General features: G+C 77.6%; 1 protein-coding gene. It reads left to right on the top strand.

What is annotated here, in order from left to right; translation table 11 throughout:
- Window positions 1-1,030, top strand: a 1,030-nt coding sequence (locus ACWDX9_RS63665) for an ATP-binding protein (protein ID WP_449973507.1), incomplete at both ends; no start/stop codon positions are given.

Here is a 1,030-nt window from a genome sequence, read left to right as displayed (position 1 = left end):
CGGCGGCGAACCGGCCCGGGTTCGCGCTGATCACCGGGGAGCCGGGGATCGGCAAGACGCGGCTGGCCGAAGAGCTGGTGAGCCGGGCCCGCGCCCGGGGGTTCACGGTCGCGGTGGGGCGGTGCGCGGCGACGGAGGGCGCGCCGGCGTTCTGGCCGTGGGTGGCGGTGCTGGAGCGGCTGGCCGACACGCTGCCGCCGCTGCCCGCCGACGTGCGCGCGAACCTGCCCGGCGTCAACTCCGCGACCGGCAACGACCCCGAGGGCGCGCGGTTCCGCACCTACGAGGCGGCGGCGCGGGCGCTGGCCGCGGCCCAGCAGCCGGTGCTGGTGGTGCTGGACGACCTGCACTGGGCGGACCGCTCCTCGCTGCGCCTGCTGGGCTACCTGGCCGGGTACGTGCTGGACGGCAGGCTGGCCGTGGTGGGCACGGCACGCACCTGGCCGCCGCCGGAGGGCGCGCTGGCCGAGGCGTTCGAGGCGCTGTCGCGCCGGCAGGCGTTGCGGCTGCCGCTGTCCGGGCTGTCCGCCTCCGACCTGGCCGGGCTGGCTCCCGAGGGCACGGACGTTCGGGGGCTCAGGGAGCGTACGAACGGCAATCCGTTCTTCGTCACCGAGCTGGTGCGTTACCTGCGGGCCGGATCGCCGGGCGGCGGCACGCTGCCGCTGGGCGTGCGCGACGTCGTGCTCGGCCGGGTGAACCGGCTGCCCGCGCCGTCCGCCGACTTCCTGCGGGTGGCGGCGGTCGCCGGGCGGGAGTTCGACGTGACGGTCGCGGCCGAGGCCGCCGGGCTGGACCTGGACGCGGCGCTGGACCGGCTGGAGCCTGCCATGGCCGCGGAGCTGCTGGCCGAGGGGCGGCCCGGGCGGTTCCTGTTCGTGCACGCGCTGGTGCAGGAGGCGCTCACCGAGGTGGTGCCGGTGCTGAGCCGGGCCCGGCTGCACGCGGCCGTCGCCGCCGCGATCGAGTCGCGTACCGGCGGCTCGGCCTCGGACCGGCGGGGTGCTGGGAAGAGCACCCGGCTGAACTC

Source organism: Nonomuraea sp. NPDC003201 (assembly GCF_053590415.1).
This window is presented reverse-complemented; position numbering and strand designations above follow the sequence as displayed.